The organism is Gammaproteobacteria bacterium, assembly GCA_015709635.1.
In the GTDB taxonomy this organism is placed as follows: Bacteria; Pseudomonadota; Gammaproteobacteria; order Burkholderiales; family Nitrosomonadaceae; genus Nitrosomonas.
In genome coordinates, this window is the sequence record CP054180.1 from 530112 (window position 1) to 554136 (window position 24025).

17 protein-coding genes and 1 pseudogene are annotated in these 24025 nt (G+C 54.0%); 11 read left to right on the plus strand and 7 right to left on the minus strand.

Annotated elements, in window-relative coordinates; all coding sequences use genetic code 11:
- Nucleotides 1–19: 19 nt before the first annotated feature.
- Complete coding sequence (locus tag HRU78_02420) at nucleotides 20–577, minus strand: hypothetical protein (protein ID QOJ22638.1); 558 nt, start codon at nucleotides 575–577, stop codon at nucleotides 20–22.
- A 161-nt stretch (nucleotides 578–738) separates the two neighbouring features.
- The gene (dapE, locus tag HRU78_02425) at nucleotides 739–1941 is read right to left on the minus strand and encodes a succinyl-diaminopimelate desuccinylase (GenBank protein QOJ22639.1); all 1203 of its coding nucleotides are present in this window, start codon (nucleotides 1939–1941) and stop codon (nucleotides 739–741) included.
- Between the two features lie 242 nt (nucleotides 1942–2183).
- Between dapE and HRU78_02430 the strand changes: the two are divergent.
- The 4 genes and pseudogenes from HRU78_02430 to HRU78_02445 all read left to right on the plus strand — a co-directional run bounded on the left by HRU78_02430 (nucleotide 2184) and on the right by HRU78_02445 (nucleotide 7486).
- Nucleotides 2184–4499, plus strand: a pseudogene (locus HRU78_02430) (acyl-CoA dehydrogenase).
- A 223-nt stretch (nucleotides 4500–4722) separates the two neighbouring features.
- Entirely contained in the window at nucleotides 4723–6552 is a 1830-nt protein-coding gene (locus HRU78_02435; GenBank protein QOJ22640.1) for a long-chain fatty acid--CoA ligase, read from the plus strand.
- Nucleotides 6553–6564: 12 nt separating this feature from the next.
- On the plus strand, nucleotides 6565–6921 hold the full coding sequence (locus HRU78_02440; protein QOJ22641.1) for an HNH nuclease family protein: 357 nt from the start codon (nucleotides 6565–6567) through the stop codon (nucleotides 6919–6921).
- Between the two features lie 133 nt (nucleotides 6922–7054).
- Nucleotides 7055–7486: a helix-hairpin-helix domain-containing protein gene (locus HRU78_02445; protein ID QOJ22642.1), complete on the plus strand. Its 432-nt coding sequence runs from the start codon at nucleotides 7055–7057 to the stop codon at nucleotides 7484–7486.
- On the opposite strand, the gene sixA is transcribed toward HRU78_02445, so the two are convergent.
- Nucleotides 7481–7993: a phosphohistidine phosphatase SixA gene (gene sixA, locus HRU78_02450; protein ID QOJ22643.1), complete on the minus strand. Its 513-nt coding sequence runs from the start codon at nucleotides 7991–7993 to the stop codon at nucleotides 7481–7483. The genes HRU78_02445 and sixA overlap by 6 nt on opposite strands.
- A gap of 60 nt (nucleotides 7994–8053) precedes the next feature.
- On the opposite strand from sixA, the gene ppx reads away from it, so the two are divergent.
- From ppx to HRU78_02465, 3 genes are all read left to right on the plus strand, one after another.
- Entirely contained in the window at nucleotides 8054–9538 is a 1485-nt protein-coding gene (ppx, locus tag HRU78_02455; GenBank protein QOJ22644.1) for an exopolyphosphatase, read from the plus strand.
- Between the two features lie 203 nt (nucleotides 9539–9741).
- The gene (locus HRU78_02460) at nucleotides 9742–11391 is read left to right on the plus strand and encodes a FecR domain-containing protein (GenBank protein ID QOJ22645.1); all 1650 of its coding nucleotides are present in this window, start codon (nucleotides 9742–9744) and stop codon (nucleotides 11389–11391) included.
- The gene (locus tag HRU78_02465) at nucleotides 11388–14216 is read left to right on the plus strand and encodes an EAL domain-containing protein (protein ID QOJ22646.1); all 2829 of its coding nucleotides are present in this window, start codon (nucleotides 11388–11390) and stop codon (nucleotides 14214–14216) included. The genes HRU78_02460 and HRU78_02465 overlap by 4 nt, the downstream gene beginning before the upstream one ends.
- Before the next feature lie 2 nt (nucleotides 14217–14218).
- Here HRU78_02465 and ppk1 read toward each other — a convergent pair whose 3' ends face one another.
- The 3 genes from ppk1 to HRU78_02480 all read right to left on the minus strand — a co-directional run bounded on the left by ppk1 (nucleotide 14219) and on the right by HRU78_02480 (nucleotide 19719).
- Nucleotides 14219–16303: a polyphosphate kinase 1 gene (gene ppk1, locus HRU78_02470; protein QOJ22647.1), complete on the minus strand. Its 2085-nt coding sequence runs from the start codon at nucleotides 16301–16303 to the stop codon at nucleotides 14219–14221.
- Nucleotides 16304–16419: 116 nt separating this feature from the next.
- A complete protein-coding gene (locus HRU78_02475) occupies nucleotides 16420–17532 on the minus strand; it encodes a PQQ-dependent sugar dehydrogenase (GenBank protein QOJ22648.1) in 1113 nt (370 codons plus the stop codon).
- A 78-nt stretch (nucleotides 17533–17610) separates the two neighbouring features.
- On the minus strand, nucleotides 17611–19719 hold the full coding sequence (locus HRU78_02480; GenBank protein ID QOJ22649.1) for a TonB-dependent receptor: 2109 nt from the start codon (nucleotides 19717–19719) through the stop codon (nucleotides 17611–17613).
- A 115-nt stretch (nucleotides 19720–19834) separates the two neighbouring features.
- Here HRU78_02480 and HRU78_02485 point away from each other — a divergent pair, with 115 nt between their 5' ends.
- From HRU78_02485 to HRU78_02495, 3 genes are read left to right on the plus strand one after another with little or no spacing between them, the layout of a single operon-like run.
- The gene (locus HRU78_02485) at nucleotides 19835–20251 is read left to right on the plus strand and encodes a hypothetical protein (GenBank protein ID QOJ22650.1); all 417 of its coding nucleotides are present in this window, start codon (nucleotides 19835–19837) and stop codon (nucleotides 20249–20251) included.
- Nucleotides 20248–20841, plus strand: a complete 594-nt coding sequence (locus HRU78_02490; GenBank protein ID QOJ22651.1) for an AAA family ATPase — start codon at nucleotides 20248–20250, stop codon at nucleotides 20839–20841. Before HRU78_02485 ends, HRU78_02490 begins: the two co-directional genes overlap by 4 nt.
- Before the next feature lie 16 nt (nucleotides 20842–20857).
- The gene (locus HRU78_02495) at nucleotides 20858–21649 is read left to right on the plus strand and encodes a hypothetical protein (protein QOJ24884.1); all 792 of its coding nucleotides are present in this window, start codon (nucleotides 20858–20860) and stop codon (nucleotides 21647–21649) included.
- 40 nt (nucleotides 21650–21689) lie between these two features.
- Here the strand turns inward: HRU78_02495 and HRU78_02500 are convergent, their stop codons facing one another.
- A complete protein-coding gene (locus HRU78_02500; protein QOJ22652.1) occupies nucleotides 21690–22427 on the minus strand; it encodes a hypothetical protein in 738 nt (245 codons plus the stop codon).
- Nucleotides 22428–22794: 367 nt separating this feature from the next.
- On the opposite strand from HRU78_02500, the gene fabF reads away from it, so the two are divergent.
- Nucleotides 22795–24012, plus strand: a complete 1218-nt coding sequence (gene fabF / locus HRU78_02505; GenBank protein ID QOJ22653.1) for a beta-ketoacyl-ACP synthase II — start codon at nucleotides 22795–22797, stop codon at nucleotides 24010–24012.
- The last annotated feature ends 13 nt before the right edge of the window (nucleotides 24013–24025 follow it).

Below are 24025 nucleotides of genomic sequence, written 5' to 3' on the forward strand. Positions count from 1 at the left end.
CGAAGCACGATAGAGTATTTCATTTAACTGAGAGCAATTTTTCGAGGTACTCAAAGCGCTGGAAATACGAATCACCGTTCTGCTCTTTACACTTCAAGGAAATGTAGTCCGAAAGCATCGTATGTCCGAATACCGCTTTTACTGTCGATTTTGCAAACAACTCAGCATCAAGTTCGTTCGGAATTTCGAGCTGAGTACCTTTTCCAGAAAAACCTTCCTGGTTGTGTAGTTCGGAAAGGAATGACTTGATTTTTATGGTATCGACTGTTCCGTAATCTTGCATAAAATGGCGTAATTCATGACTGTAAACCCAAAGAATGTGAATATCCTCTCCATCAAGAAGAGATTTCGATAACCAAATAAAATGTGTGACATTTGGGTCATTCATTAATGCTGCAATCTTGGATGGCACAAACTTAACAGAATCTCCTTTTCGCCAGAAAAATGCTGGAAAATAGAAGTCTTTACGAATGGAATTGTTTTGCGAGTAATCATCTCCATCGAGGTATACCGTAAGATTCTCCACATTTCCAGCGATAGAATTCGCTCTGTTAAGAAGAATTGTAATTTCCTTCAAACGGACGTGAGTACCATAATAGAATGTCATATGGTTTGGTTGAATCTTGTTAGGTTCTTATTATTTAATAGATTTAGTCTTGGAGTGGTTCTGAATATAAAGTATAAACACACATTTTGTTTCCCCCAGCGCAAGTAACGCACGGCCTTACAAATATCATTTCACCCAAAAGAAAAATACTTCTTCAATTTATTCCAAAAACCATCGGTATCTGAATCGGCCGCGGCAGTTTTATCGATCAGCAAGTTCTCCATGATTAACTGGTAAATTCTCGATAGCTTACCGAGATCATCCACGGTCACGTGTTCGTTCAATTTGTGGATGGTGGCATTGCGTGGGCCGAATTCGATGACTTGCGCGCAGATATCGGCGATAAAGCGGCCGTCCGATGTGCCGCCGGAGGTGGACAACTGCGGTTCGATGTTGGTGACTTCGACGATAGCGGCATGCATGGCATCGGCTAGTTCCGCCTTGGGCGTGAGAAACGGTTTGCCCGACAGTTCCCATTGCAAATCATAGTCCAAGCCATGTTTATCAAGAATTTCATGCACGCGGGCTTTGAGCGATTCGACCGTGCTGGCGGTGGAGAAACGGAAATTGAACAATAAGTTGAGTGTGCCAGGGATGACGTTGGTGGCGCCGGTGCCGCCGTGGATGTTGGAAATGTGCCAGGTGGTTGGCGGGAAATATTCGTTGCCTTGATCCCATTCGGTTTGCGCCAATTCCGCAATCGCAGGTGCGGCCAGATGAATCGGGTTTTTCGCCAGATGCGGATACGCGATATGGCCTTGGATGCCCTTGATCGTCAGATTGCCGGATAAGGAGCCGCGCCGGCCGTTTTTGATGGTGTCGCCCAGCGTGTCGGTACAGGTCGGTTCGCCGACAATGCAATAATCCAGCAATTCGCCGCGTGCTTTGAGCGTTTCGACTACTTTGACCGTGCCGTCGACCGCAACGCCTTCCTCGTCGGAGGTGATCAGCAGGGCGATCGACCCTTGATGATTGGCATGTTGTGCGACAAAAGCTTCAATAGCGGTGATAAAAGCGGCCAGCGACGATTTCATGTCGGCAGCGCCGCGCCCATATAACTTGCCATCCCGGATGGTTGGGGTGAACGGCTCGCTGTCCCATTGTTCCAGCGGGCCGGTCGGCACAACGTCGGTATGTCCGGCGAAACACAGTACCGGTGCCGCATCGCCGCGCCGCGCCCAGAGATTATCGACTTCGCCGAAGCGCATTCTTTCGATGTGGAAACTGAGTTTTTCCAGCCGCTCGATCAGAATTTCCTGGCAACCGTCATCGGCAGGGGTGAGTGAACGGCGGGCTATCAGTGTTTGCGCAAGCGACAGTGTGTCATCGGACATGATTTTTTCCTGAATTTAACAAGTTAAAAATTGACGGCGGCCTGGGTGTATGAAATACACAACAAACGCGTCATAATACTTCAGCGTTACAGTAGGGATTTGAACGATTATCATGTAAATTTGAGACTGTAAGCTCTTTGAGAAGATTGCCGGATTTTACACGCCTGATCGAAGTCTTGTACAACACCGTGTCATCATGTACCGAGCTTGACCGGGCTTAACTCACTACGAGGAAGATTGCCATGCTCCTGTTTCTCTTCTATGTCATCCTGTTTATCGTTGCTGTCGCCGGTGTGATTTTGGCTGTTCCAGTCATACGCCGCCATTTGGTTTCCAATCCGATACTGAAAATTTTCCGCAAAATGCTGCCGCAGATATCGCAAACGGAGCAGGAAGCGTTGGATGCTGGCACGGTTTGGTGGGAAGGCGAGTTATTCAGCGGCAAGCCGGATTGGAAAAAACTGCTGGCGTATCCCAAACCGCAATTGAGCGCGGAGGAACAGGCGTTTCTCGATGGTCCGGTGGAGCAATTGTGCGCCATGCTCGACGAATGGAAGATTACGCATGAACTGAAGGATCTGCCGCCGGAAGTGTGGCAATTCATCAAAGAGAATGGTTTCTTCGGTTTGATCATTCCCAAGCAATACGGCGGTTACGGTTTTTCGGCGCTGGCGCATTCCGAAGTCGTGATGAAAATCGGTTCGCGTAGCGGCACGGGAGCGGTCACGGTGATGGTGCCGAATTCCTTGGGACCAGCCGAGTTGCTGCTGCATTATGGCACCGAGAAACAAAAAGAGTACTATTTGCCGCGTCTGGCCAAGGGCTTGGAAGTTCCTTGCTTTGCGCTGACTTCACCGGAAGCGGGATCGGATGCCGGTGCTATGCCGGATTTTGGCATTGTCTGCCGCGGCGAGTACGACGGTAAAACCGATGTGCTGGGGATGAAGGTAACCTGGGAGAAACGCTACATCACCTTGGGTCCGGTTGCGACTATTTTGGGGCTGGCGTTCAAGTTGTACGATCCGGACCGGTTGCTGGGCAAAGGCGAAGACCTGGGCATCACGCTGGCGTTGATTCCGACCAATACACCGGGCGTTCATATCGGGCGGCGTCATTATCCGCTCAATGGCGCATTCCAGAATGGCCCGAACTGGGGTAAGGAAGTGTTCATTCCGATGGATTGGATCATTGGCGGGCAGGAAGGCGTCGGACAGGGATGGCGTATGCTGATGAACTGCCTGTCGGTTGGGCGCGCCATTTCCCTGCCGGCCACTAGTGTGGGCGCGGCAAAATTGGCGGCGCGCACTTCGGGTGCCTATAGCCGCGTGCGCACGCAATTCAAAACGCCGATCGGTTATTTTGAAGGAATTGAGGAGGCACTGGCGCGCATCGGCGGCAATACCTACATGATGGACGCCGCGCGTGTTATGACTGCCAGCGCGGTCGATCTGGGCGAAAAGCCTTCTGTCGCTTCGGCCATCGTCAAATATCATCTGACAGAGCGCGGGCGCCAGGCGATCAATGACGCGATGGACATACACGGCGGCAAAGCCATTTGTATCGGTCCGAGAAACTATCTGGGGCGCACCTATCAGCAGATCCCGGTCAGCATCACCGTGGAAGGCGCCAACATTCTGACGCGCAACATGATCATATTCGGCCAGGGCGCGATCCGATGCCATCCTTATCTGCTGAAAGAAGTCAATGCGACGCATGATAACAATCCGGACAGCGCATCGCTGGCGTTTGATGAAGCGTTGATCGGGCATGCCAAGTTTACCCTGCGCAATACGGCAAATGCTCTGGTTTATGCGCTATTCGGCGACTATATCAAAGACAATGCACCGGAAAACTGCGCAGCGGAGACGGCGGCTTACTACCGCCAATTGGCGCGTTTCTCTGCCAGCTTTGCGTGCATCGCCGATATCGGACTGATGCGCTTGGGCGGCTCGCTCAAACGCAAGGAGCGATTGTCCGCGCGCTTGGGGGATATTCTGAGTTTGCTGTATTTGTGCTCAGCCACGTTGAAGCGGTTTGAGGATGACGGCCGTCCCGCTGCGGATTTGCCGCTGCTGCATTGGTCCATGCAAGATGCTTTGTATCGCCTGCAGCAAGCGTTCGATGAGTTTCTGACCAATTTCCCGGCGCATATTGCGCTTATCTGGTTGTTGCGTGCGCTGGTGTTCCCGCTCGGCAAACGCTGCAGACCACCGTCCGATGCGCTGGCGCATGAGGTTGCCCGCTTGCTGATGGAACCGGGTGCTGTGCGCGACCGGTTGACCGCCGGGGTTTTTGTGCCGACAGCGGATAACGAGCCGATGGCAGACTTGGAACAAGCTTTGCGCTGTGTGATTGAGTGCAGCGCCATCGAAGCCAAACTGCGCGAAGCGGTCAAACAACACAAAATCACCGATCACGGCGACGGGCAAATTGCGCAAGCAGTGCAGTTGAACATCATCACGCAGGAAGAAGCGGATCTGCTAAATAAATTGAAGGATCTGCGCGGCCGGGTGGTTAAAGTGGACGATTTTCCGCCTGATTTCGGTCACGAAACAAGAACAGACACGGGAATTTCCGGAGCAATCAGTCATGTGGCGAGCGCCGCCGGTGTCGGTGCTGCTAGTTTTGTTGCAGCGGTGAGTGCCGCGGCCGCTGCGGCTGCCGAAGTAGTGGAAAGCATTTCTTCAGACGAGGGCGGTGGCGAAGATGAGCAAGACAGGGAATGACGTGAACTGAAAACATAAGAACACTGACAGAAATCCCGGTATAAAAAGGAACAGTATGCAAGCAGAGCAAGCTGAAACGACAAGTATCATTTCACTGGAAGCAGCAAAAACGCTGGATGGTCTTTTTAAAGAACGCGTGCAGCGTTCGCCGCAAAAAGCAGCGTACCGCTATTTCAATCCGATCAGCGAAGAATGGGCAAGCTATACCTGGGAGCAAATGAACCATTGGGTGGCACGCTGGCAAGCCGCGTTGCTTAAGGAGTCGCTCGCTGCGGGGGACCGCGTCGCGGTGATGATGAAAAATTGCCCGGAATGGGTGATGTTCGAACAAGCGGCGCTGGGTCTCGGATTAGTGGTGATTCCTTTGTACACCGACGACCGGGTTGAGAACGCCGCGTACGTTATCAATGATGCCGACGTTAAATTGCTGTTGCTGGATAACTCGCATCAATGGCAGCAGTTTCTGACCATTCACGATGAAATAGAGGGATTGCAGCGGGTTGTGATTCTTAGGCCTTTTGAGCCGGATAGCATCGATGCCTGCGACAATGTCCGTGTCGTGGCGGCGACGGATTGGGTGGCGGTGCACGCTGGCGATGTCCAGCATATCCCCGACGATCCGCATGCGCTGGCCACGATCATTTATACCTCCGGCACCTCGGGCCGTCCCAAAGGCGTGATGCTCAGTCATCATAATATTTTGAGCAATGCTTCTAGCTGCTTACAAGTGATTCCGGTAATGCCGGAAGATTTGCTGCTGTCCTTTTTGCCACTGTCGCATACTTTCGAGCGTACGTCGGGTTATTACGTGCCGATGATGGCGGGCGCCACAATTGCCTATGCACGTTCGATTCCGCAATTGCAAGAAGATTTGCTAACCGTTCGTCCTACCTTGCTGATTTCGGTGCCGCGTATCTACGAACGGGTTTATTCAGGCATCCGGACAAAACTTGCTGAGGGTTCCGGTTTTGCGCGCTGGCTATTCAACTTTGCGGTTGAGGTGGGCTACAGCCGCTTTGAACTCCAGCAAGGCAGGGGGTACCAGCGCTTGTCGCATGTGTTGTGGCCAATACTCGAGCGGCTGGTGGCCGGCAAGGTGCTGGGCAAAATGGGCGGACATTTGCGCATGGTCATGAGTGGCGGCGCCGCTTTGTCGCCTGAGGTTTCGCGCATCTTTATCGGCCTTGGCTTGCCGGTGCTGCAAGGTTACGGCATGACGGAGAGCAGTCCGGTGGTGTGTGCCAACCGGGTCAGCGATAACGTACCTGCCAGCGTCGGTTTGCCGATTCCCGGCGTGATGGTCAAGCTGGGCGAGAACAATGCACTGCTGGTGCGCGGACCGAACGTGATGCTGGGGTACTGGGGCAATCCTGACGCAACGAAAGCGGTGATCTCACCAGACGGTTGGCTGAATACCGGCGATATCGCATCGATCGATGCGCAGGGGCATGTCACCATTACCGGGCGGTTGAAAGAAATCATTGTGCTGTCCACCGGCGAGAAAGTGCCGCCCGCCGATATGGAGACGGCGATTCTGCATGATCCGCTATTTGAGCAGGTGATGCTGATCGGTGAAGCGCGCTCCTATTTAAGTGTCCTGGCTGTGTTGAATGCAACCCGGCAGCAGGATCTTTTTGCGCACTACGGTCTGACGGACGATTCGGGTAATGAGCAGCAAAAGCATCAGCTGGAGAAAATCTTACTGGAAAAAATCGCAGCGCAAACGAGCGGATTTCCGGGTTACGCCAAAATACGCCGGGTGGCGGTCATTCACGAACCGTGGAATGTGGAAAACGGGCTGCAGACACCGACGCTCAAATTAAAGCGCGCCAAAGTACTGGAAAAATATAAGGCTGAAGTGGATAGGTTGTATACCGGGCATTGAGGAAGCAAAGCGATGGCAAAAGACATGAGCAAACTGGATAAAGTCGTTTTGGAAGCGCGCCGGAATGCCGAAAAACGCGCGCAAGGCTACCGTGAGCAAGCGCTGAAACTGTTTCCGTGGGTTTGCGGCGGTTGTGCCCGCACCTTCGATCACACGAATCTGCAGTTATTGGAAGTGCATCACAAGAACAGCAATCACGACGACAATCCGCCCGATGGCAGCAACTGGGAGCTCCTGTGCACCTATTGTCATGAACACGAACATTCCAAGCTCAAGGATGCCATGGGCCGCATGGATAGTGGACGAACGGAAGCGGTTGCGACGTTCAATCCTTTTGCCAATCTGAAGGATAGGTTGAAAAATAAATGAGGAATAAATCGTAGTGCGGATGCTGCTTGCCTTTATTGTGGCATTACATTGATCGTGAAGATTTTTATCCCGGTTCGTTGTGTTAAATAAATAGTGGTTATAATGAGTTTTTCCAGCCCAAAGGAGTCAGGTCATGGTGAAGTTGACTGATGTCAAAGGAATCGGTCCGGCGACGATCAAAGTGTTAGCGGAGCACAAAATCAGAACGGTTGAGGCATTGGCGGCACTCAGTCTGGCCGAGTTGCAAAAAATACCGGGATTCAGCGGAGATTTACGCGCACGCGCCGTGAAGCAATCAGCAACGGATTGCTTGCAGGGGAAAGCGGTTAAGCAAACGAGCGCAGCCAGCAGTGGCGCTGAAGCTACGGTTAAAAAGGCGGTAAAAGCAAAGGTTGCTGCCGGTTTGATCGCGAATCAGCCCGAAGCGGATGAAACAAAGGATAAAAGTAAGAAGAAAGCGCACAGAGACGGCAAGAAAAAAGTAAAAGACAAAGAAAAGAAAAAAAAGAATAAAGATAAAAATAAAAAGAAAAACGGCAAGAAAAAAGATAAAAAGAAATCATAGTTCCTTGGGTCTGATCAAACACTGTATCTGCGCCTGATGAGCTTTTGCCGAAATGGTTGCTGTACCAAAATCCAGTACGGCGACCGCAGCGGTGGTAAGCAGTTTGCCGGATTCGCTGACAGGCGGAGGTTCTTTGGCCAGGTGACAGAGTAATTGATCCAGACCGGGATTGTGGCCGATGATCAGGAGTGTGTGAATTCCTTCGCCGTATTGGTTGATCAGCGCAATCAGGTCCGGTAACGATGCTTCGTAGATTCTGCTTTCCCAAAGTACGCTTTTCCGAGTCAGATCCAATTGCTCCAGGACCCCTTGGCATGTTTGTTTTGCCCGCAGTGCAGGTGAGCATAGGATGTGGTCGATACGATATTGCTGCTGTTTTAGCCATTGCCCCATTTGCTGGGCGGCTTTCCTGCCGCGCTTGGTCAGCGGCCGGTCAAAATCGGACCTGTCCCCTTCGCGCCAGTCCGACTTGGCATGCCGCATGATGATCAGCTGGTGTTTGGGCATTGTTGATGACCTATAAAACCATTCATTAACTTACATATTATCACCCTTATGGCACCGAACATGGATGAATCCTACGCCGCAGTGGATTTGGGTTCCAACAGTTTTCACATGATTGTGGCCAACTGGACGGATGACCGCTTGCAGATCATCGATCGTATGAAAGAGATGGTCAGGCTGGCTTCCGGGTTGAACGACAAACAGGAATTGACAAAGGAATCCATGCAACAGGCGCTGGAATGCTTGCAGCGCTTTGGTCAGCGCATCCGCGAAATTCCCCATGTGAACGTACGCGCGGTCGGCACGAATACGCTGCGCCAGGCGCGCAACGGTGCGGATTTTTTGCTGCAGGCGCATCACGCGTTGGGTCATCCGATCGAAATCATCGCCGGACGTGAAGAAGCCAGGCTCATTTATTCCGGCGTCGCGCATACGCTGTACGATGAAGTGAATAAACGCCTGGTGATCGACATCGGTGGCGGCAGCACGGAATTGATCATCGGCCAGGGGTTCGATACCTACCAGACGGAAAGCCTGTATATGGGCTGCGTCAATATGAGTCAGCGGTTTTTTGACGACGGTAAGATAAAAGCCAAAAAAATGCGCAAAGCCGTATTGTTTGCGATGCAGGAGCTGGAATCGCTGGAAACGGCGTACAAAAAAATGGGCTGGGATTATGCTTTGGGTTCTTCCGGTACCGTGATCGCCATCCGCGATGTGGTACAAGCGCAAGGCTGGTGCGATTCCGGTATTACGGCGGGCGCGCTGACGAAATTGCTGGATACGCTGGTGGCGATCGGCGACAGCGCACTGATCGATTTTGTCGGTTTATCCGAACGCAGAAAGCCGGTGTTTGCCAGCGGCGTCGCGATACTGTACGGTATTTTTGAAGCACTCAACTTGAAGAAAATCGACGTATCCGAGGGTGCGCTGCGTGAAGGCTTGCTGTACGACCTGATCGGCCGGGTGCATGATGAAGACATCCGGGACCAGACGATCATGGCGGTGGCGCAAAGGTACAGTGCTGATTTGGAGCAGGCCGGACGGGTAAAAGAAACAGCCGAAAACTTTTTTCACCAGGTAAAAGCCGCTTGGGAATTGGATGAAAAAAACGACCTGAAATTGTTGCGTTGGGGCGCTTACCTGCATGAAATCGGCTTATCGGTCGCGCATAACCAATATCACCGGCATGGCGCCTATCTGACCGCCAACTCGGACTTGGCCGGATTTTCACGGCAGGAGCAGATGCAGCTGGCGATGCTGGTGCGCAGCCACCGGCGCAAGTTTCCTGTGGAAGAATTCGAGCCGATCGCGCTGGCCATGAGAACCTCCGTCATGCGCTTGTGCATCCTGTTAAGACTGGCGGTGGTGCTGCATAGAAGCCGCTCCAATACCAGTCTGCCGAAGATACTGATCCAGGTGAACAAGAACCAGATTAATCTGGATTTCCCACCCGGCTGGCTGAATGAACACCCTTTGACGCTGGTTGATCTCAGCACCGAGCAAAGCTTTCTGCAGAGCGCGGATATCCGGCTGCAATGTCATTGATGGCCGTACCCTCCGGGTTTGGCTGACAGGTAAATTGCAAAAATACTCGAGGATTTCATCACAAGCTACAGTATTGTAAAGATTTCAACCTATTGAACATATCCGAAGCTAACGATAGACTGACGGTATTTTTGTGTCAGAAAAATCATGCGCTTTTTATTCATAGTTTTACCCGTCGATGCTTCAGTCAACAAGGAAATGGCATGCGCTTAGGAAAATTGATGAATCGTTTTGGCAGAATTCACAGCCTGTTGTTAGCTTTGTTGATGGCTTTACCGGCTCCGGTTGTTGCCGAGGAATGGATTTATACCGTCCGGCCCGGCGATAATTTATGGAATCTGACCGAACGCCATCTCAACAGCATGGACTATGTGCCGCAATTGCAGCAGCTTAACAAGGTGCAGAATCCCTATGTGATACCGCCCGGAACCCAGTTGCGCATCCCGGTGGTGTGGAGCAAAGTGCAAAATACCTCGGCGCGGGTGATCAGTGTGTACGGTGCTGCTGCGTTGCTGCGCAAAGATCAGGAGCGCATGCCGGTCGAGCAGGGGATGCAATTGCTGATCGATGATGAAATACACAGCGGTAACGATGCTTTCGTGACAGTCGAGTTTGCCGATAACTCGCACCTGCGGGTGCAGGAAAATACCCGGCTGCGTTTCGACAATATGCGCATCTTCGGCGATTACGGTTTGACCGATACGCTGATTGATTTGCAGCAGGGGCGTACGGAAAACACGGTGCCGGAAAAATCTGGAAAAGCCACGCGCTTCCGGATCAAAACGCCGTCCGCGATCAGTTCGGTGCGCGGTACGGATTTCCGCGTCGGGATACCCGAAACGCAAGCGGGTACCAGCAGCGAGGTACTCAGCGGTCACGTGGAGGTTGCCGGCGAGAAAAGAAATGTCAAAGTGGCGGCGGGTTTTGGCACGATGACGGCGCAGGGCATGCCGCCGGTATCGCCGGTCAAACTGTTGCCGCCGCCGGATCTGTCTGGAACGGCGCATTATTACCAAAGTTTGCCGCTGGTGATTAAATTCAGTCCGCTAAAGGGCGCGCACGCGTACCGCGCGCAAATCGCCGCAGACCGGGACTTCAAAAATTTGCGATCGGAATTTACCACAGCCAGTTTGCCTTTCCGCGACGGCGAGATTCCCGATGGAGACTACTGGCTGAGAGTCCGCGGTATTGACCGCTTGTCGATCGAAGGCAAGGATGCAGTCATTCCTTTTTCGCTCAATGCCTATCCGGAAGCGCCTTTTATTCTCGCGCCGCTGCCCGGCGGCATGGCGGAGCCGGAGAAGCAGCAGTTCAAATGGGCGGCGCAAGCGGATGTATCCCATTACGCGATCATGATCAGCAAAGATGCCGATTTTTCAACCGCTCTTTACTTCAACCCCGAAGTCAAGGAAAACAGCGTGACGTTATCCGAATCGCTCACTCCCGGTCATTATTTCTGGCGCATTTTCTCGGTTTCGGCGCATGAAGGCGCCGGTCCGTTCAGTGACACGATGGCGTTTCGCGTACCCTATCCCGCACCGGCGGTGGGAGAGGCGCAGCTCGACGATGGCAAAATGACATTCGCCTGGCGCGCCGCCGAGGAAGGTCAGAGTTTCCAGTTCCAGTTTGCGCGTGACCGGGAATTCGCCAATATTATTCATGAAGAATCGACCGCCGCTTCGCAGTTGACGATCGCAAAACCGGACAGCGGTACCTATTATCTCCGCATCAAAACCATCGAATCGGACGGTTTTCAAGGGCCGTGGGGAAAGCCGCAGGCGGTTGACGTTCCCTTTGGTATTTCCTACTGGTTCATGCTGCTGATGTTGCTGCCGTTGCTGGTATTGATATGACCCTGGCGGGTAAGCCGTGGCGGCATTATTCGTTTGCCGCGCGCATTGTAATTCTGCTTGCCGCTGTTGCAGGCTTGGCTTATACCGAAGTACTGGAACGTTTTGATTACATCTTGTACGACAAAATGGCCGTCCTGCAACAATATCCGCAGGATCCCGATATCGTCATCGTCGCCATCGACGACGAAAGTTTCAAAGCGCTGGGCCGCTGGCCGTGGTCCAGAGGCGTGCACGCGGAACTCATCAACCGCCTGAGATCGATCGGCAACAAAGCGGTGGCCTTGGACTTACTGCTGTCCGAGCCGCAGGATAATGATCCCTTGGCCGATCATTTATTGGCTTATGCTATCGCAACGCACGGCGGTGTCATTTTCCCCGTAGCGCCGGCATTGGACGGTACGGATACGCTGACGCTGGCGCAGCCGCTGCCGTTGTTCACCCAGCAGGCGGTGCTGGGGCATACCGATGTCGAACTGGATAGCGACGGTGTGGTGCGCCGTGTTTTTTTGTATGCCGGCATCAATGTGCCGGTATGGCCCGCGTTGGGATTGGCGCTGACCAATCCGCTGGCGGCGCGGGCGGGGTATCAATCGCTCGCTCTGGAGCAAATGCAGGAACAAACGGGACATTGGGTGCGGGCGCAGGAGGCGCTGATTCCCTATGCCGGTGAATCCGGTAGTTTCCGCAAACTATCGTATGCGCGGGTTCTGTTCGACGATGACGCTCTGGCCGGATTAATAGGCAAGACGGTGATTGTCGGCATGACGGCGACCGGTATGGGTGCGCGCTTTGCCACGCCGCTGTCGCCGCTCAATCATCAGCCCATGTCGGGTGTGGAGTGGCATGCCAATGTGTTTTCGATGCTGACCACCGGCCGTGTTATTTTTCCGGTTCCCGAAACGATCACAACCGCCATTTCGGTTGTGTGGGTGAGCGCTGTTTTGGCGGTCATCGCCCGGGTGAGGAAGAATCTCACCATTCCGCCCTTGCTGGGGTTAATCGCCGCAACTTTGTTTCTTTCCGGTCTGATTCTGGAGTTGTACCGTATCTGGATTCCTCCCGGCGCTGCCTTGCTCGGCACGCTGTCGTTGTATCCACTGTGGAACTGGCGGCGCATCAACGATTTCTTGCGCACCTTCTGGCTCAGTAAAACGCACTCCAATGTGGCCTTGGAATCGATCGGGGACGGTGTCATCATCACCGATGCTTTGGATCAGGTGATTTACATCAATAAGGGGGCGGAAAACATTCTGCGCACTCAGCTCGAGCACATTAAAGGCAAGCGGTTAGCGGAAATTCTGGGATTCGATGCGAACGGTGATTCTCCGCCGGATCGAACCGGAGAAGATGGCTTTGCCAATGCGTTGAGTAAGCCTGGCATGGTTGAGTGCGTGCTGAAAACGCTGCAAGGCAATGAGCGGACCGTGCGTATCACCCGCAATCAGCTGTTCGATGACCGGGAAGCGGTGATGGGATCAGTGATCGCGATGACGGATATCACCGATCGCGTGGAGCTGGCGCAGCAGGTGGCGCATCAGCAAAGCTACGATGCCTTGACCAAACTACCGAACCGCTCGCGCTTGCTGGCGCAATTCGATGCTCTGATTCAAGAAGTGCAACATAGCGGAAAAATCATTACGGTGTTTTTTGTCACGCTGGATAATTTTAAGAAAATTAACGACGCGATGGGACATCATGCCGGCGATAAATTACTGCAAATGGTTTCCGGCCGGTTGCACGAATTTGCCGGTGCGGAGGGCATCCTGGCGCGCTGGGGTGGCGATGAGTTCGTCTTGCTGTCCAGCAGATTGACGCGGGAAGATTCCGCACCCGAAACGGCGCAAAAAATGCTCGATGCCATCCGGCAGCGGTTTGAAATCGACGGTTTGGAAGTGTTCGTATCCGCCAGTATCGGCGTGAGTTTTTATCCCGAAGACGGGTTATCCAGCGAGACGGTTCTGGAAAGAGCCGGTACCGCCATGTACCGTGTCAAAAAGGATGGCGGCAATCACTTCGGTTTTTATTCCGCCGAATCATCGGTGGTTTGGACGCGCGACCAACTTGAGCTGGAAAGGGAATTGCGCGCCGCAATCAAGAACGACGAGTTGCAAGTGTTGTTTCAGCCGATCGTCGATGCACGATCGCATCATATCGCGCGCATCGAAGCACTGGTACGCTGGCTGCATCCCAGGCGCGGTTATCTGTCGCCGGGCGAATTTCTTCCGCTGGCGGAAGATATCGGCCAGATCGAGCAGCTCGGCGAGATCGTATTGAGAACTTCATGCGCCGCAGCGTACAAACTCATGCAATTGGGATATCCGGTCAACGTGTCGGTGAATGTGAATCCGCGGCAATTATTGAACCGGGATTTTCCGCAGACCATCGTGCAGGTGTTGCGCGATACGGGATTGCCTGCCAAATCGCTGATACTGGAGATCACCGAAAGCGCCATCGTCAACGACATGGAACGGGTCAGCCGGGTTCTGGAAGAGATCAAGCGTCTGGAAATTTTAATCGCCTTGGATGATTTCGGCACCGGCTATTCGTCGCTGACGTTGCTGCGTGAGTTGCCGATCGACATCCTGAAGATCGATAAATCGTTTGTGCGCACGCTGGATCAGAATCAGCACGACCTGAAAATCGTGCAAGCCATTATCGGCCTCGGGAAAAATCTCGGCCTTGTTGTGATCGCGGAAGGCGTGGAAACGGAGCAGCAGGTTAAGCTATTGCTGCAGCATGCGTGTTATTTTCATCAGGGTTTTTACTTCAGCCGTCCCATTCCTTACGAGGCATTGTACGAATTGATGCGGCACAAGCTGCGCTGAGTTTAAGCCGGACCGCAATAATGTTCCAGCAGCAGTTGCTGCGCCGAACGTGCTTTGGCGGATCCGGGCTTTAAGCGCTTGTACGAACCATCACTATGCAATACCCATGCTTGCGTGTTGTCGGACAAGTAACTCAGCAACCCCAGATCGATGACATTGTCGCTGGTGCGTTTCTCTTCGATCGGAAAACACACTTCGACGCGGTAATGCAAATTGCGCGTCATCCAGTCGGCGCTGGAACAAAAAACCAATTCTTCACCTTCTCCGCCGCCATTGTGAAAATAATACACGCGGGTATGTTCGAGAAAGCGGCCGACGATGGAGCGCACCGTGATATTGTCGGAAACGCCCTTGATACCGGGGCGCAGGCAGCAGATACCGCGGATGATCAGATCGATTTTGACACCCGCTTGCGATGCCTTGTACAGCGCCGCAATGATTTCCGGATCGACCAAGGCATTCATTTTGGCGATGATCCAGGCTTTTTTCCCCGCCGCCGCAGCGCTGATTTCCTTGTCGATATAGTTCAGGATGCCTTTATGCAGCGTGAAAGGCGACTGCAACAGTTTTTTCAGCTTGCCCGCACGGCCTAAGCCGGTCAGTTGGTGAAACAATTTGTTGACATCTTCGCCGATCGCCTTGTCGCAGGTCAGCAGACCGTAGTCGGTGTACAGTCGTGCGGTGCGCGCGTGATAATTCCCGGTGCCCAAATGCACATAGCGGCGCAAGGCGCGGCCTTCTCTCCGCACCACCAGAATCATTTTGGCGTGCGTCTTGTAATTGACCACGCCGTACACTACATGCGCGCCGGCTTGCTGCAATTCGCTGGCCAGTTCGATATTGGCTTCTTCATCGAAGCGTGCGCGCAGTTCGATTACGACCGTGACTTCCTTACCGGCGCGCGCCGCCACCTTGAGCGCTTCGACCACGGCCGAATCGGTTCCGGTGCGGTAAAGCGTCTGTTTGATCGACAGCACGTTGGGATCGGCGGCTGCCTGGCGCAGAAGATCGATGACCGGAGCGAACGATTGAAACGGGTGATGCAGCAGGATGTCGCCGTTATGCAGCGCGTCAAAAATATTGCTGTTTTTCAGCAAACGTTTCGGAATGTCGGGGGTAAAACCGATGAATTTCAGTTCCGGCCGGTCGACCAAGTCGCAAATCGCCAGCAGACGTCCGAGATTGACGGGCCCGGCCACTTGGTACAGATCGTTCTGCTGCAGTTCGAATTTTTGCAACAGAAAACGGCTCAGTTCGTCCGGGCAATTATCCGCGACTTCCAAACGCACCGCGTCGCTGAATCGGCGCGACGGCAATTCGCCTTCGAGCGCGCGCAGCAAATCGTCGATGGCTTCGTCGTCGATCAGCAAATCGCTGTCGCGCGTCACTTTGAATTGATAGCAACCGGTCACATTCATACCCGGGAACAAATCGCCGACATGCGCATGAATGATCGAAGAGAGCATGACAAAATCGTGATTGCCTTCGCTGTATTTCGCCGGAATCTGAATGACGCGCGGCAATGAGCGCGGCGCTTGCACGATGGCCAGCCCGGAATCGCGCCCGAAGGCATCCTTGCCTTCCAGCGAAATGATGAAATACAGGTTCTTGTTGAGCACCCGAGGAAAGGGGTGCGCCGGGTCGAGACCGATCGGACTCAGCACCGGCAATACTTCGTCTTTGAAGTAGCGGTGAATCCAGCGGCTGGGTAGCGGTTTCCAGTGCGAGCGGCGCAGCAGGCGGATTCTGTCTTTGGTCAGCGCGGGTATGATTAGATCGTTCCAGACGCTGTATTGTTCGTGTACAAACTGGTGCGCGGTCTCGCTGACGCGCGCCAATACTTCCGCCGGTGACAGATTGTCCGGGCCGGTTTGCGTCGAACGGTATTTGACTTGGTGCTTTAAACCGGCGACGCGAATTTCAAAGAACTCATCCAGATTGTTGCTGGCGATGCACAAGAAACGCAATCGTTCCAGCAGCGGCAGGCTTTCATCCTTGGCTTGCTCGATGACGCGCCGGTTGAATTCGAGCAGACTCAATTCGCGGTTGATGTACAGCGTCGGGTTTTTAAGATCAGGGGTATCCATCAATGACAGTTATTCAGGTGATTTTTATTTTTTCTTGTCAGTTTATTGCCGTTCCGATGCGCCCGTGCGGAAAATGCACGGGTTTGCCGAAGTCCGGTTTATACCGCATGAATGTTTCATTTTGGTGACAGTTTCAGCAATTTGCCATTGTCTTCATCCGTCAATAGATACAACGCGCCATCCGGGCCTTGTTCCACGTCGCGGAATCGCAGCGTGTTGGTCAGCAGCCGTTCTTCGCTGAGAATCTTGTTATCACCGACGGTCAGGCGGACCAACTGCCGGCCGGCCAAAGCACCGACAAACAGGCTGCCGCGCCATGCCGGAAACAATTTGCCGGTATAAAACACCATGCCGGACGGTGCAATCGACGGCACCCAATAGTGAATCGGTTCTTCAAAGCCTTGTCCGGCATGCTCGTGTTTTATCGGCGTGCCATCGTAGTGCGTACCGTAGTTGGCCTTGGGCCAGCCGTAATTTTTACCGGCTTGCGGAATATTGATTTCATCGCCGCCTTTCGGGCCATGCTCGTGAATCCACAGTGCGCCGGTTTGCGGATGGATCGCCGCACCCTGCGTACTGCGATGGCCGTACGACCAGATTTCCGGTTTGGCTTGCGGATTATTAATGAACGGGTTGTCGCCGGGCACCGAGCCATCGGGCTTGATGCGGATGAGCTTGCCGAGGTGATTACTCAGATTCTGCGCCTCTTCCATGTAATTGCCGCGATCGCCCAAGGTGATGAACAGATTGCCGTCGGGCGCAAATGCCAAGCGGGAACCGAAATGCACCGAACCGAGTGTTTTCGGCATCTGGCGAAAAATCACCTGCAGATTTTCCAGGCTGCCGTCCTTCAATTCGGCCCGGGCGACCGCTGTTCCCGCCCGTGATCCTTCCGGTTCAGCGTACGACAGATAAATCAGCCGGTTCTTGGCAAAGTCAGGATCCAGCGCGACATCCAGCAAACCGCCTTGTTGCTGGAAAAAAACAGCCGGAACACCCTTCACCGGCTCCGATACCTTGCCGTCCGGCGTGATGATGCGCAACCGGCCAACCTTCTCCGTGACCAGCACATTGCCGTCCGGCATGAACGCCATGCCCCAGGGGAACTGCAATCCTTCGGCGACCAGACGCACATCGAATTCGGTTTGGAGGCGCTGCGCTTGCGCGCTGAGCGAAACAGTAAGACAGAGAGCGATTGCGAGCAGGATTTTTTTAAGCAGTAGTTTCATAGTGTGGATGTGTCATGATGCATGAGTTAATGCGCTCCACTGTACCATTCCTGCCGGAGGGGCTCAATACAGGCCTGGTCAAAACACCACGATGCGAACCCGCAACCCGCCGAACACATTGAGCGGTGGACCGGGTTCGTAATAACGCCCCAGTGCCGCATTGATGCGCGTGTTGGCGTTATAGTGCGCATCGAATAGGTTGTTGACGCCGAAAAACACCGAGCCGTCGATGCCGTTGTATTTCTTTTCCCAGCCGAGCAGCAGTTGGCCGAGGTTGTACGCGTGGTTGACCGCGGTATTGGTGTCGTTGACAAAAAACTCGCCGACGCGCTGCACGTGAATCTGGCCGAAAAAGCCGAACGGATGCGCGTAACGCAGCAAACCTTCCCAGCGGTGCCGGGGAATACCGGGGAATGTGTTGCCTTTCAAATTGGCATCGTTGACCACGTACTTCTCGAATGCAAAATCCGAGAACGTGTAGCTGACTTCGCCGCGCAGACCTTTCCATTCCGGCGTTGCCAAGCGTGTTTCGACACCGATGCGGCGCGACTGCCCGGCGTTGCGGAAAAACGCCCGGCCGGGCGACGAGGCCAGCTCGAACGGCGTGATCTCGTTCCAGGTGCGGATAAAAAATACCGCAGTGTCGAATTGAAATCCGGCAGCATTGCCGCGCCAGCCGAGTTCGTTGCTGAGCGACGTTTGCGCGTTCAAGTTGGGATTGAAACCACCCTTGCCGGCGGGGTTGTTGATCAGCTCGGTAGTGGTCGGAGCTTCGAAAACGGACGCGACATGCGCGTAAATCTGCTGCTGGCCGGTGAGGTGATACACCAATCCGGCGGTACCGCTGGCTTGCGACACCGTGCGCGCACCCGATTGATTGCCGTCGCTTTTGAATTGATCCTTGACTTCATAACGCAACCAATCCCAGCGCCCGCCGAACACCAGATCGAGCTTGTCCGCCACGCGCCACTCGTTGCGGAAAAACGGCCCGGTGCTTTGCACGCGTTCGATCTGACTCAAATTCAACGTGCCGCGCCCGCCGAAATTGTTGTCGAAACGCTGCCGATCGTCGTTTTGGATGCCGTAATCGACACCGACCAGAAAGCGATTGGGCCGGTTAAACAGCATATGATCGTTGACGAATTGCATCATCAATCCACCCACCCAGCGGTCGAATTGCACCTGTCCACCGTCGAAAAACTGCTGCCGGTTTTGAAAATCGCGGTGCAGCAAATAGGTTGTCGCCGTCAATTCCTTGCCGGCGGAGAAGCGGTTGCGGAAACGCACACCCAATTCCTCCTGACGGATTTCCTCACCGGCATTGAACTGCACGTTGCGCGCCGCAGCTTGCCGCGGATTGTCGCGCACTTCCACGCTGGTCAGCGCGCCGGGATCTTTCGACAACGGCGAATAAAACTCACGCACCACCAGCATCAAATCGGAATCCTCGCTGGTCTTGAAATTCAGCTTGGTTTGAAACAGCGTGTTCTGCATCGCGCTCTGATCGCGCCAGCCATCCTGCTGCAAGTGTGAACCGAAGATGCTGTAACCAAAATTCCCTTGCCGCCCGCCCATGAATAATTCCGATTTCAGGTAGCCGTATTGCCCGAACACTTGGCGCGGCATTACGACGAATTTTTCCGGCGGCGCCTCGCGCGTGGTGATGTCGATCATGCCGCCGGAGGCATTGCCGTACAGCGACGCCGAAGGCCCGCGCAGAATATCCATGCGTTCGATCAGCGACGGATCGATCGAATCGAGTTGCGTCTGCCCGTCCGGCAACGTTTGCGGAATACCGTCGACGCGCATCTGGATGCCGCGCACGCCAAACGGCGACCGTGCGCCGAAACCGCGGATTGCGATGCGCAAATCCTGCGTGAAATTGAACTGATTCTGAAAAAACACCCCTGGCGTGCCGCGCGCAAATTCATCCAAGGTCGCACCGGGTTGAAAATTCTGCTGCGGGTAACGCGTGATCTGCGTAATGCTATTCGGAATATCCGCCGGTGAACGCTCGCTGCGCGTGGCGGTGATGTTGATCGGATTGAGAATCACGGATTGTGTGGTTGCGGGGTTTTGCGCCCAGGCCTGTATTGCGCCTGTAATGTAACCGACCAGAACGATGAGACAACAAATTAACTCGCGTATGCGGAAACTACGGGAATGTATGGCAGGAATAAACAACATGTGTGCAAGTTTAACATTGCAGGGATCGGTGTTAAATTTTGCCGGTTACTTACGTTAATATAGAAAACTGTAGCAATCTGCTACAATCTATTTTTAATTTTTAATGGAATCTATCATGGCAAAAGCAGCTTCCCCAATTCGCTTGCAAGATGAATTAATGCAAGCCGCAGCGTTGACCGCGGAGCGGTTTCACCGCAGCACGGCCGAGCAAATCGAATATTGGGCGGAAATGGGGCGCAATGTCGATCACATGTTGAACCCGGACGACTTGCTGGCGATCTCGGCGGGATTGGCGAAAATTACCGTCGAGCCGGTTAGCAGCGAGCCGGTTGACCCTGCTGGCATATTTCAGTCGTTGGAAGACGATCGCGCCAGCGGCATGCTGCCACAATCGGTGACCGGCAGTGCGATCCGCTATCAGGCATCAGATACCCATCCCGGCTACCTGGAACAAATTCAACCGGATGGCCGCATTCAAACGGGGAAGTTTCAGGGCGGTGAGTTCATCGCAATCGATGCATCGCAGCTTTGAGCAAGAAAAAACAGCTTTGGTTGCTGGCCGGGGGCAACGGCGCGGGCAAAAGCACCTTTTACCGCACCCGGCTCGCGCCCAGCGGCTTATCGTTTGTGAATGCGGATATCATCGCCAAACTGCTGTATCCGCAAGCGCCCGAGGCGCACAGCTATCGCGCCGCCAAACTGGCGGAACATATGCGCCTGCAACTGCTGCGGCAGGGTCGCAGCTTCTGTTTTGAAACGGTATTCTCGCACTCGTCGAAAATCGACTTCGTTGCACAAGCCAAAGCACTCGGTTATGAAATCGTTCTGGTATTCATTCACCTGTGCGACCCAGCGCTCAACCAAGCGCGTATCGCGCAACGCGTCAGCGAAGGCGGCCATCATGTACCGGATGACAAAGTCATTAGCCGGATTCCCAGAACACTCAAACTGATCAAAAAGACGCTACCGCTCTGCGATCAAGTGTATATCCTCGACAACTCCCGTACGGATAACCCGTTTCAGCAACTGGCCGTGATCCGCAACGGCCGCATCACTTTCCGGCATGAGGGTATGCCTGATTGGTGTCAGGAATTGCTGCTTGATATGAAAGTGGGCGAATAGTATGCCGGTCAGCACTTTGACTAGCGATCACGAAACACCCCAGAACCGCATCATCCTGCTCGGTGCCAGCAATCTGACGTTATCGCTGCGTCTGGTCATCGATCTGATGCAGCAGCGGCTCGGCGTGCCGAGTGAGGTTTTTGCGGCGGTGGGGCATGGGCGGGCGTACGGGATTTTCAGTGAAGCGGTGTGGCGCGGGTTGCCGGGGATTGCGGACTGCGGATTGTGGCGGCGGTTGGCTGAGTTGGAGCCACGCCCGGCTTATGCTTTGCTGGCCGATATCGGCAACGATATTTTGTACGGCTTGCAGCCTGAGCAGATTTTGCAGTCGGTGGAGTGGTGTGTCGAACAATTGCAGCGGCTGTCCGCGCAGATCGTCGTGACCGGTTTGCCGATGGCATCGATTGAGAGCTTGTCCGAGCGGCGCTACACTTTTTTCCGCAGTTTGTTTTATCCGTCGTGCCGGTTATCCTGGCATGAAACGATCAGCTGCGCTTGGGCGGTGCATGCCGGATTGGCGGAGATGGCGGCACGCTGCAAGTTTATACTGCACGAGCAGAAGCCCGGGTGGTTCGGTTGGGACGGTATTCATGTCAATTACTGGCAGCGCGAGGCGTATTACCGCACTATCGTGCAGCGATTTTCAGATCCTAGTGGCAAACCGGTGCCGCAGGAGGGTAAGCGGAAATTCTTTTTGACTTGGCAGCAGCGGCCGGAATTTGCTTTCAAGACGCTTGCGGGCTGTGCGATTTATTGTCCGCAGCCGAGCGGTCTGCTGGCAGATGGTTCGAGTGTTTACAAGTATTGACCGGAGCGCGGTATGCGTGTGAACGCGCACTAGCGCTTCCTTAGTTCTTGTCGCGGTAAATGATCACCGTATAACGCACGCCTTGTCCGGTGCGATACGCTTCCAGATCGAAAGGATAGGCGTTGTTCGATTCGAGCTTGCTAGCGACGGTATCGCCATCGATCTCGTCGTACCAAGCCCACTTTGCGGTATCGAGATGTTCGGCGACTGCGGTGAAATAACGCGTGCCGTCTTCGGAGAAACTGCGGATGCGCACCGGTGTGACATTGTGTTTGCGCAATTGCGCATCCAGCTTTTTTGCCGTGACTCGGGTAAAGATCAGCGACGGGCCGGGGCGTTCTTCGACAATCGCCGCGTATTTGCGGATACCGCCATCGACGTAAACGGCTAAGTCGGCAACCCGCTGCCGGTCATTAGTTAACTGATTGAGCCCCGCTTCATCCAATCCAGTCAATACTTTGGTTTGAGGTTCCATTCCTGGTTGCAAAGCCAGCGAGAAACGCGGCTGGCCATCCGTTACATCAGCAGTGATCGATATCGGGCGGGCTGCCATGGCGGCAATTTTGCTATCGAGTTCCGCCGCGGTGATATCGCGCAGATAATGCCCTGCGACTCCGGTTTGGCGATAAACAATGGCGGCGAAACGCCGGTTTTTGCCGTCGCCATATACGGATAGGCGCGTCAAATGCCAGCCCGGCATGAGCACGTCGTCAATATAGTCCGGTGCAATGTCGTGCGACCAGAGCCAGCCTTCCGGCGGTTTGATAGAAAATTTCATCGTTCCCCCTTGATTGGCAGATTCCGTTGCGGTTGTTTGGTTATTTTCTTTCTTATCAGATGGGTTTGCTTTGAGATTGTTGTCCGTCGTGCATGCAACGATGAGAATTCCCATTAAAACAGAAACTACTCGCTTTAAGAGAATTGTGTGCGTTGTGCTAGCCATAGTGATTGTCTCCATCGAACCAGCGAGTTAAACAATGCGGATGCCTGATTTTAGATAATACCGCAGGAACGAAGATCATGATATTTTTCCATGAACAGCGTGTTTGACAGCCCATCCCGCATTCAGTATATTCAGCGCAGAAAAACATGCGTTGATTTTTAATCGTATCCTGCCTTAATACTCTCTATTCGAGCTCTCTTATATGCGTATCGTTGTCACCGGAATGGGGGTTGTCTCACCGATCGGCACGGGCATTGACCCATTCTGGAAAAATGCAGTAGCCGGTGTAAATGGAATCGTAAACATTCAGAGCTTTGATCCCGCCAAACTGCGCTCGCGTATTGCCGGTGAAGTCAGCGGTTTTGATCCGGCGGCTTTTTTATCCGCCAAGCAAATCGAACAAACCGACCGCTTCACGCAACTGGCGCTGCACGCAGCGAATCAGGCGATGGCCGATGCCGGCAGTCTGGAATGCTACGAACCGCGACGGCTGGCGGTCAGCTTGGGGTCGGGCATGGGCGGTTTCTCGACCTTCGAATCTTCCGCAGCACGCAGGTTTCAAAGCAAATCCGTGCCGCCTTTTACCGTTCCGCGCATCATGGCCAATTCCGCTGCCGCCTGGATAGCGACCAAATACGGCCTGAAAGGCGCCAACCTGACCTGCAGCACGGCGTGCTCGTCGGGTGCCAATGCGATTGGTATGGCGCTCGATCTGCTGCGCAGCGGCAAAGCTGACGCTGTGGTGACCGGTGGCGCGGAAGCCTGCGTGCTGCCGCTGACGATGGCAGGCTTTGAAGCTTTGTTTGCCTTGTCCACCGGTTTTAATAACGACCCGGCGCACGCTTCGCGGCCCTTCGCCAAAGGCCGCGACGGTTTTGTCATGGGCGAGGGCGCGGGCATCCTGGTTCTGGAACGGGAAGACGCCGCGCAAAAACGCGGTGCGAAAATTTATGCCCGGCTGGCTGGATACGGCTGCGCCTGCGATGCGACGCACATCGTCGCACCCGATATCGATGGTCAAGTTGCTGCGATGCAAGTTGCGATCGAAGACGCCGGTATGACGACTGCTCAGGTGGATTACATCAACGCCCATGCCACCTCGACACCGCTCGGCGATGTCATCGAAACCAAAGCGATCAAGCAACTGTTCGGCGAGCGCGCACCGGAAATACCGGTCAGCGCCACCAAGTCGATGATCGGCCACAGCATCGGCGCTTCCGCCGCGATCGGCAGCATCGCCGCGATCATGACGCTGCAAACCGGCACCATCCATCCCACGATCAACCTCGCTGAAGCCGATCCCGAGTGCGATCTGGATTACACACCCAACACCGCGGCGCAGAAAAAAGTGCAGACCGCGCTGTGCAACGCATTCGGTTTCGGCGGCAACAACGCCAGCATCGTTTTTACAACTCTATAACACAAGGTGCCAA

Excerpts from the sequence above, each read along its gene's own strand:
- dapE (QOJ22639.1), bottom strand. The coding sequence starts at position 1,941 with ATGTCCGATGACACACTGTCGCTTGCGCAAACACTGATAGCCCGCCGT.
- HRU78_02435 (QOJ22640.1), top strand. The coding sequence starts at position 4,723 with ATGCAAGCAGAGCAAGCTGAAACGACAAGTATCATTTCACTGGAAGCA.
- HRU78_02440 (QOJ22641.1), top strand. The coding sequence starts at position 6,565 with ATGGCAAAAGACATGAGCAAACTGGATAAAGTCGTTTTGGAAGCGCGC.
- HRU78_02445 (QOJ22642.1), top strand. The coding sequence starts at position 7,055 with ATGGTGAAGTTGACTGATGTCAAAGGAATCGGTCCGGCGACGATCAAA.
- sixA (QOJ22643.1), bottom strand. The coding sequence starts at position 7,993 with ATGCCCAAACACCAGCTGATCATCATGCGGCATGCCAAGTCGGACTGG.
- ppx (QOJ22644.1), top strand. The coding sequence starts at position 8,054 with ATGGATGAATCCTACGCCGCAGTGGATTTGGGTTCCAACAGTTTTCAC.
- HRU78_02460 (QOJ22645.1), top strand. The coding sequence starts at position 9,742 with ATGCGCTTAGGAAAATTGATGAATCGTTTTGGCAGAATTCACAGCCTG.
- HRU78_02465 (QOJ22646.1), top strand. The coding sequence starts at position 11,388 with ATGACCCTGGCGGGTAAGCCGTGGCGGCATTATTCGTTTGCCGCGCGC.
- ppk1 (QOJ22647.1), bottom strand. The coding sequence starts at position 16,303 with ATGGATACCCCTGATCTTAAAAACCCGACGCTGTACATCAACCGCGAA.
- HRU78_02475 (QOJ22648.1), bottom strand. The coding sequence starts at position 17,532 with ATGAAACTACTGCTTAAAAAAATCCTGCTCGCAATCGCTCTCTGTCTT.
- HRU78_02480 (QOJ22649.1), bottom strand. The coding sequence starts at position 19,719 with ATGTTGTTTATTCCTGCCATACATTCCCGTAGTTTCCGCATACGCGAG.
- HRU78_02485 (QOJ22650.1), top strand. The coding sequence starts at position 19,835 with ATGGCAAAAGCAGCTTCCCCAATTCGCTTGCAAGATGAATTAATGCAA.
- HRU78_02500 (QOJ22652.1), bottom strand. The coding sequence starts at position 22,427 with ATGAAATTTTCTATCAAACCGCCGGAAGGCTGGCTCTGGTCGCACGAC.
- fabF (QOJ22653.1), top strand. The coding sequence starts at position 22,795 with ATGCGTATCGTTGTCACCGGAATGGGGGTTGTCTCACCGATCGGCACG.